This is a genomic window from Rhizobium sp. SVR5-9E, from assembly GCF_056755095.1.
Genome location: NZ_JBNDHS010000303.1, coordinates 1 through 336 on the forward strand (window position 1 = coordinate 1; position 336 = coordinate 336).

Consider the following 336-nt stretch of genomic DNA (forward strand, 5'->3'; position numbering starts at 1 on the left):
TTGGTTGTGAATAGCGTGAGCAACAAGTTCTTTTCCTGCTCCGTTTGGTCCTGTAATTAAAACCCTTGCATCAGATACGGCTACTTTCTCGATCATATCCTGAATCTTTTTCAAACCTGCAGATTCACCGATCATTTGGTACTTTTTGCTTACCTTTTTCTTTAAGGTTTTATTTTCTGTCTGAAGGTTTTTATTCTCTTTCTTCAGTGTTTCTTTAGCTAAAGCATTTTTTACACTGGTAATCAACCGGTTGATATCAATAGGTTTTGAAATGAAATCGTACGCACCATCTCTAAGGCAGGAAACGGCAGAATCGATGTCCGCATGCCCTGAAAT

1 protein-coding gene is annotated in these 336 nt (G+C 38.4%); it reads right to left on the reverse strand.

Going from position 1 to position 336, the window contains the following annotated elements:
- The coding region (locus tag ACPYOJ_RS34905; protein ID WP_481420314.1) for a sigma 54-interacting transcriptional regulator at positions 1 to 336 on the reverse strand (336 nt) is incomplete at both ends.